The sequence below is a fragment of the Halogeometricum sp. CBA1124 genome (assembly GCF_009741955.1).
Classification (GTDB): domain Archaea; phylum Halobacteriota; class Halobacteria; order Halobacteriales; family Haloferacaceae; genus Halogeometricum; species Halogeometricum rufum.
In genome coordinates this window covers 1-6,941 of sequence record NZ_WPCD01000190.1, presented here as the reverse complement: position 1 = coordinate 6,941, position 6,941 = coordinate 1, and the positions used below count along the sequence as shown (strand labels likewise).

At 70.0% G+C, this 6,941-nt stretch carries 8 protein-coding genes and 4 pseudogenes; 4 read left to right on the top strand and 8 right to left on the bottom strand.

The window, feature by feature from the left end; genetic code table 11:
- From GJ632_RS24135 to GJ632_RS17505, 8 genes and pseudogenes are all read right to left on the bottom strand, one after another.
- Positions 1-397: DICT sensory domain-containing protein (locus GJ632_RS24135; RefSeq protein WP_343161241.1), on the bottom strand; the 397-nt coding region annotated here is incomplete at its 3' end.
- Entirely contained in the window at positions 334-678 is a 345-nt protein-coding gene (locus tag GJ632_RS24130; protein WP_231751653.1) for a hypothetical protein, read from the bottom strand. The genes GJ632_RS24135 and GJ632_RS24130, both read right to left, overlap by 64 nt.
- Positions 679-805: 127 nt before the next feature.
- A pseudogene (locus GJ632_RS17530) lies at positions 806-2,061 on the bottom strand (Glu/Leu/Phe/Val dehydrogenase).
- A gap of 81 nt (positions 2,062-2,142) precedes the next feature.
- Positions 2,143-3,020 (bottom strand): annotated as a pseudogene (locus tag GJ632_RS17525) (HpcH/HpaI aldolase/citrate lyase family protein).
- A gap of 56 nt (positions 3,021-3,076) precedes the next feature.
- Entirely contained in the window at positions 3,077-3,583 is a 507-nt protein-coding gene (locus GJ632_RS17520; protein WP_191453625.1) for a hypothetical protein, read from the bottom strand.
- Between the two features lie 160 nt (positions 3,584-3,743).
- Entirely contained in the window at positions 3,744-4,085 is a 342-nt protein-coding gene (locus tag GJ632_RS17515) for a hypothetical protein (protein ID WP_191453624.1), read from the bottom strand.
- Positions 4,073-4,681, bottom strand: a complete 609-nt coding sequence (locus GJ632_RS17510) for a hypothetical protein (RefSeq protein WP_191453623.1) — start codon at positions 4,679-4,681, stop codon at positions 4,073-4,075. The genes GJ632_RS17515 and GJ632_RS17510 overlap by 13 nt, the downstream gene beginning before the upstream one ends.
- A complete protein-coding gene (locus GJ632_RS17505) occupies positions 4,678-5,052 on the bottom strand; it encodes a PGF-CTERM sorting domain-containing protein (RefSeq protein ID WP_191453622.1) in 375 nt (124 codons plus the stop codon). The genes GJ632_RS17510 and GJ632_RS17505 overlap by 4 nt, the downstream gene beginning before the upstream one ends.
- A gap of 101 nt (positions 5,053-5,153) precedes the next feature.
- Here GJ632_RS17505 and GJ632_RS17500 point away from each other — a divergent pair, with 101 nt between their 5' ends.
- From GJ632_RS17500 to GJ632_RS17485, 4 genes and pseudogenes are all read left to right on the top strand, one after another.
- Positions 5,154-5,627 (top strand): MaoC family dehydratase, encoded by a 474-nt coding sequence (locus GJ632_RS17500; RefSeq protein ID WP_342714015.1) that lies wholly within the window; start codon positions 5,154-5,156, stop codon positions 5,625-5,627.
- A gap of 7 nt (positions 5,628-5,634) precedes the next feature.
- Positions 5,635-6,066, top strand: a pseudogene (locus GJ632_RS17495) (DoxX family membrane protein); the annotation flags it as partial.
- Positions 6,067-6,132: 66 nt separating this feature from the next.
- Positions 6,133-6,750, top strand: a complete 618-nt coding sequence (locus tag GJ632_RS17490; protein WP_191453626.1) for a PH domain-containing protein — start codon at positions 6,133-6,135, stop codon at positions 6,748-6,750.
- Positions 6,747-6,941: pseudogene (locus GJ632_RS17485) on the top strand (hypothetical protein); the annotation flags it as partial. The gene GJ632_RS17490 and the pseudogene GJ632_RS17485, both read left to right, overlap by 4 nt.

Sequence of the window (6,941 nt, the reverse complement as noted above, 5' to 3'; positions counted from 1 at the left end):
CGAACACGTAGTCGACGGTGGCGGGGTCGTACGTCCAGAACCCGTAGAACCGTCTGGGTTCGCGTTCCTCGGCGACCAGCGCGGACTTCGCGTCGTCGTCGCCGCCGCCGTCGTGGGCGACGAACCAGACGTTCCGCATCTCCGCGCCCCCGTCGGGGACGACGTCGAACGCGTCCCCGTGGTCGGAGAGTTCGGCGTCGGGGTAGCCGAACGCGGTCACGTCGAGGTCGGGCCGCGAACCCAACTGCTCGTACACCGAAAGCTGAGGTTCGAGGCGGGAGTAACGCTGGAACCCCGCGTAGAGCGTCCCGCCCATCCGCCACGCGCGGTCTTCTATCTCGCGGGAGGCCGCGAGCATCCGCCCGGCGTCGTAGGAGGTGAACGTCGTCTCGTCCAACTCGTCGAGGATGGGTCGGTACGGCCGCGCGGCGAACGCGGCGTCCGCGGCGTCCCGCCGTCGGGGACGAGTTCCGACAGCGACGTCGTGGAGAGCACGCGGTCACCGTCCGCGAGGACGGCGTAGTCCGGCGGTCCCGACGCCGTCGACGCCGTCACGACCCGCACGTTCCGGTCGGCGAAGCGTTCGACGACCGACTCGACCGTCTCCGGGTCGGCGTTGTGGACGACGAGGGTCTTCTCGCTCCGTTCGACGTTCGCGATGAGTTCGGTGAAGGACACGGCCGAAGTTCAGCGTTCCCTGTGATAGGTCTTTCCGCGACGGGTCGGAACCGCGGTTCGGGTCGAAGCAGTCGCCGCCGCGTCGCGTTCGCCGGGCGTCACGGCGACTCAGGGCCGGTTGCGCGTCTCAGGGCCAGTTGCCGTTGTCCGTGTACGCGTCGACGACGCGACGGATGGCGACGACGTACGCGGCGGTGCGGAAGTTCGGCAGGTCGTGGGTCTCGTAGGCGTCGACGAGGGTGTCGAACGCCTCGGTGATAACGCGTTCGAGTTCGTCGTTGACGCGTTCTTCGGTCCAGTGGAAGCGCTGGCGGTTCTGGACCCACTCGAAGTACGAGACGGTGACGCCGCCCGCGTTGGCGAGGATGTCGGGGAAGACGTGGACGTCGCGTTCGGTGAGGACGTCGTCGGCGTCCGGCGTGAGGGGTCCGTTCGCGGCTTCGACGATGACGTCCGCCTGCACGTCCTGCGCCAAGTCGCCGTCGATGGCGTTCTCCAACGCCGCGGGGACGAGGAGGTCCACGTCGAGGGTGAGCAGGTCGTCGTTCGACATCTCCTCGTCGGCCTCGTCGTAGCCCGTGACGGACCCCGTCTCGCGCTTGAACTCCTTGACCGCTCTCGTGTCGAGGCCGCCCTCCCTGTAGACGGCGCCGCCGGAGTCGGAGACGGCGACGACGTTCGCGCCGATGTCCTCGAGGAGTTTCGCCGCGACGGACCCGGCGTTCCCGTACCCCTGCACGGCGACGGTGGCGCCCTCCATCTCGACGTCGAGGTAGTCGAACGCCTCGCGGGCGGTGAACATCGTCGACCGGCCCGTCGCCTCCACGCGGCCCTCGCTCCCGCCGGAAGAGATGGCCTTGCCCGTGACGACGCCCGGTGCCGTCGTGTGTTCGAGTTTCTCGTAGGTGTCCTTTATCCAGTTCATCTCTCGCTGGCCGGTGTTCACGTCCGGCGCGGGGATGTCCTGGTCCTCGCCGATGAGGGGGCGGAGTTCCTTCGCGAACGACCGCGTGATGCGTTCGAGTTCGGCGGCCGAGTGCGCGCGCGGGTCGATGACGATGCCGCCTTTCCCGCCGCCGTACGGGATGTCGACGACGGCGCACTTGTACACCATCCACCCCGAGAGGGCCTTCACTTCGTCGCGCGAGACGTTCGGGTGGTAGCGGATGCCGCCCTTGTACGGGCCGCGGTCGCCGTTGAACTGCGACCGGAACGCCCGGTACCGGTTCGTCGTCCCGTCGTCCATGTCGACCGAGAGGTTCAGTTCGAGAACTCGCTCGGGATGCTTCAGTCGTTCGAGCACGTCGTCGCTGACGTCACATACGCGCGCGCGTCGTCTATCTGTTCCTGTAGACTCTCGAACGGGTTCGCCTCCTCGCTCATACTGACTGGAGCGAACGGAGGTGGGTTAAGTCTGCCGGGAATAATATCATAGAATGATGATAATACGCTACTAAGGCGGTTCTATCTCTCGTTCTCGTCGGCGTCCGACGCGTCCGCCTCGCCCGCGCGTTCGAGGATGCGTTCGGCCTGCGCGACGAGTGGCGCGTCTATCATCTCGCCGTCGACGCGGAAGACCCCCGAGGCGGACGCGTCGGCCTCCTCGCGGGCGCGGAGCACCCGTTCGGCCCACTCGACTCGCTCCGGCGGCGGCGTGAACGCGTCGTTGACGACGGGCACTTGGGCGGGGTGGATGGCCATCTTGCCGTCGTAGCCGAGGGTGCGCGCGAACTCGGTCTGTTCGCGCAGGCCCGCCTCGTCCTCGAAGTCGGTGTGGACGGTGTCGATGGCGTCGACGCCCTCGGCGGCGGCGGCGACGACGACTCGTTCGCGGGCGTACAGCACCTCGGTTCCCTCCTCGGTCCGCGTCGCGCCCAAATCGGCGGCGAGGTCCTCCGCGCCGAACACGAGGGCCGTCGTCGGGCCGGCGGCCGCGATGTCGGGCGCGTTCAACACGCCGCGGGCCGTCTCCACGAGTGCGAACAGGGGGAGCGTCCACCCGCGGGCCGCGAGTTCGTCGTCCACGTCGCGCACGTCCTCGGCGAACCCCACCTTCGAGACCACGAGGCCGTCCAGTCGAACGTCGGCGTCGCCGTCGGGGCCGATGACGCCGTCCAAGTCGTCGGCGACGGTTTCGGCGGCGACGCGCACGAGGACTTCGGCGTCGGGGTCGAACGTCGGGTCCGACAGGACCTCGCGGACGGCCGCGCGGGCGTCGTCCTTCTTCGACGGGGCGACGGCGTCTTCGAGGTCGAAACAGAGCACGTCGGCGCGGTGGACGGCGCTTTCCGCATCAGCGTCGGGCGGTCCCCCGGCGAGAAGAGCAGGCTTCGTCGTGCCATAGTCGTACCCACGCGCGGCGGCGATTTGAAACTACGTCCCGTCGGGAATCGACGTGTCAGTCGTCGCCGCCCCGTTCTCCGTTCGCTCGTTCGTCGTCGACCGGTCCGTCCCCGTCTCGCTCGTCTTCCTCCGGTCCGTCGCCGTCTCGTCCGTCATCGGCCGGTCCAGCGTTCCCGTTGCCTTCTCCCAGTTCGTCGGCTCGGTCGCCGTCGTCTCTTCCGGACGAGAGGACGCTCTCCGCGTCCGCGTCGAGCAACGCCTCGAGGTCCGCAGCCGACTCGTCCAGGTCGCTGTAGCCGTAGGCGAGTCCGAACCCGCCGCCGAGGAGGGCGGCGGCCGTGCGGTTCTCGAAGTCGGTCGACGAGTCGGCGGCCCGCGCGCCCAGTTCGGCCCCTCGGAGGACGAACTCGGGGTCGACGTTCGCGTACCAGTGGGCGTACGTCGAGAGCGTCGCCCGTTCGGCGACGTGTTCCGCCGCACCGACGGCGCTTCCGACCGCGGCCCCGCCCGGCGCGCCGCGACGCTCCCACCGCCGGCCGCGCGCCTTCGCGCCGACGGCCATCTCTATCGGGTCGATTCGCGCGGCGGCGGAGTCGGGGTTCGCGCTCGCGTACGCCCCCGTCGCGGCGCCGCCGAGGGCGATGGCACCGAGACCCGCCGCCGTCGAGAACGGCAGGGAGACGGCGACGCTGAACCCGGCGATGCCCGCGCCGATGGCCCACTTACCCGCCCTCCTTCGGGTCGCCCTCGCTGAGCGTCCGGCGGAGGTTCCGTCGCAGGGAGGGGGCGTCGACGGACGGGGTGTTGAGAGCCGACGAACCGACGCCGGTGACCGGGAGCGGTGCGTCCGAGTCGTCCGCGTCGCTCTCGTCGCTCGCGCCGGCGGGGCGAGACGCCGGGTCGTGGCCGACCGACTCCGAGAGGCGCGCGAACAGGTCGTCGACGGAGTCGGCCGCGGCGACGTGGCTGTCGAACGCGGTCGGGTCCTCGCGGTCGTCGAACAGGTCCGCCGCCGCCCGGAGGGCCGTCGCCGCGTCGTCGGCGTCGGCGATTACGTCGTCCACGTCGCGGACGAACGCGGCCCGCCGCGACTCGGCGGAGTCGTTCGCCGCCGCGCGTCCCGGAGCAGGTCGCGGGCCGCCGCGCGTTCGTGGTCGTTCAGCCCCGAGACGGCGAGGCTGACCGACGACCCGTCCGCGAGGTCGACCGTGAGCGCGTCCGCGAGCCACGACGACGACGACTCGACCGAGACGGCGTCGGTGAACGGCAGTTCGTAGAGCTGGTCTCCCCGGGTCGCCGGCGCGACGACGAGGAGACGCCGGTCGGTGACGACGGCGTGGCCCCGCGCTCTGAAGCCCGGGCGTATCTTCCACGTCTCGTCGTCGTGGCCCTCGAACGTGACGGCGTCCACGTCGAGGATTCGCTTCGGTCGCTCCGCGGCGAACAGGTAGCTACCCAGCGGCCGGTCGTACTGGTCGTGCTTCGAGCGGAGCGTCCGGAACGCGACGCTCTCGTGGTCCGCGTCGGCGGCGGCGTCGCTCAACCGCCCCGTCAACTCCGGGTCGCGCGTCGGTATCTCCGGGACGCCCAGATTCGTCTCGCAGTTCAGACAGTAGCGGGTCTCGGGGACCGCTTCAGAGCAGCGAGGACACTGAATCATCGAGGTGAACGGGCGGAGGGACGGACGCGGCTTGTGTGTTGTCCCCGATTCGTCGGGGGCGGACCCGACCGACCGATTCGGACCGGCGAGCCCCCGTCACCGGGCGGACGCCGGGCCGCGAGCGCCGCGACGGCGAGGGCGAGGACGGCCGTCACCGCGCCGAACCCGGGCACCGGCGAGTCGGTGAGTCCCATGGGGTCGGCGTCCGGTCTCTCGCCCGCGGTCGGTTCTTCGGTCGTCGGTTCCTCCGTCGCAGTCTCTGTCGTCGTCGGCTCCGTTGTCGTCGTCGCGTCCTGCGCGACGGCGGTGCCGGCGAAGACGCTCGAACACACCAGTGCGACCACGACCACGAGGCGGAGATTCGAGTACATGTACGTGAGACGAACGGCGAGGGCGCGCGTTCGACCGTCCGTTCGGCCGACACCGAGAAGGCGTTTGTGGCGTGGCGGTCGGAACCGTCACGGTTTTTCGCGTGAGACGAGACCGTACGGCCATGACGGGACGCTACTACGAGGAGTTCGAGGTGGGCGAGACAATCGTCCACGAGAAGCGACGCACCGTCTCCGAGTCCGACAATCAGACGTTCTGCGACATGACGATGAACCAGCAGCCGTTGCATCTGGACCGGGAGTTCGCCGAGGAGACGCAATTCGGCGACAGACTGGTGAACGGCCTCTACACGATGTCGCTCGCCGTCGGACTCTCCATCCCCGACACGACGGACGGCACCATCGTCGCCAACCTCTCGTACGACGACGTCGAACACCCCGCGCCCGTCTTTCACGGCGACACCATCCGCGCGCAGACCACCGTCACCGACAAGCGCGAGACGTCCGACGGGGAACGCGGCGTCGTCACGATGCACGTCGAGGCGTTCAATCAGGACGACGAACTCGTCTGCGAGTTCGACCGCACGGCCCTGTCGCTGAAGCGGCCCGAGGAGTGAGTCCCGAGTGGACCCCGACGGCCGGACGCTCTCGGCGCGGGCGCGACAGCGGACGCGTGCGTTCGCCGCCCGCGGCCCCGACCCGTCGACGCTCGCGCGCCTGAGTCTCGGCGCGATGGTGTTCCTCGCCGGCGTCCACAAACTGCTGGACCCGGCGGCGTGGACCGTCTACGTCACCGACTGGCTGGCACCGTGGCTGGTCGTCTCGCCGGTCGTCTTCATGCTCGTCAACGGCGTCCTCGAAGTCGGCTTCGGCGCGGCCATCGTCGCCGACCGCTACACGGCGTTCGCGGCCGCCGTCGCCGCCGTCTCGCTGTCGGCCACCTGCGCCTACCTCGCCGTCGTCTTCGCCGTCGAGGGCGGTGCCTTCGGAGACGTCCTCGCCCGCGACGTGGGCCTCGCGGGACTCGCGTGGGCGGTCCTCGTGGACGCCTCGCGGGAAGCGCTCGGCAGTCGTGACTGTCACGGGCCAACGGTTATCCCGTCCCATCTCGTCTCGCCGGACATGGAACCCGAACTGGACTGGGTGACCCTGGACGACGACGAGGACGTCGTCTGGTCGGCCACCCCCCACCCCGCGAGCATCGTCCCCGCGTTGGTCGTCGGCCTCCCCCTCTCGCTCCTCCTCGTCGGCATCCCAATCGTCGTCGGGGCGTACCTCTCGCTCCGCAACACCCACTACGTCGTCACGACGGCCGGCCTCTACCGCAAGTCGGGCATCCTCTCGCGCGACGTGCAGAAGGTCGGCTTCGACAAGGTGCAGAACACCTCGTACAGTCAGGGCATCCTCGGCGCGTACCTCGGCTTCGGTAACGTCGACGTCAGCACCGCCGGCGGGTCCGGCGTCGAACTGCAGTTCCAGTCCGTCGAGGACCCCCGTGAGGTGGCCGAACTCGTCAACCGTCGCGTCAAGCAGGCCGTCGGGTCTCGCGAGGACGAGGACAAAGGGGCCGTGCTGGACGACGTGCTGACGGAACTCCGCGCGATTCGGTCGCTCCTCGAATCCGAGGAGACCGACGACGCGGCGCGCGTGGCGGGAGCCGACGCCCGCGGCGACGACGGCGTCCACGGCGGCGAAGACGCCCGTAGCGACGCAGACGTCCGCCCCACCGACGAGCGATGAACGCCCCCGACTGGATAACGCTCGACGAGGGGGAGACGGTCGAGTGGTCCGGCGGTCCGGTAGTCGCGAGCGCCCTCCCGCAGTTGCTCGCGGCGGGCGTCGTCCTCGTCGCTCCGTCGCCCTCCCCCTCGTCACCGGCCTCCCGTGGGTCGTCGCCGTCCCGGGCGCACTCCTCGCCGCCGTCGTCGCCG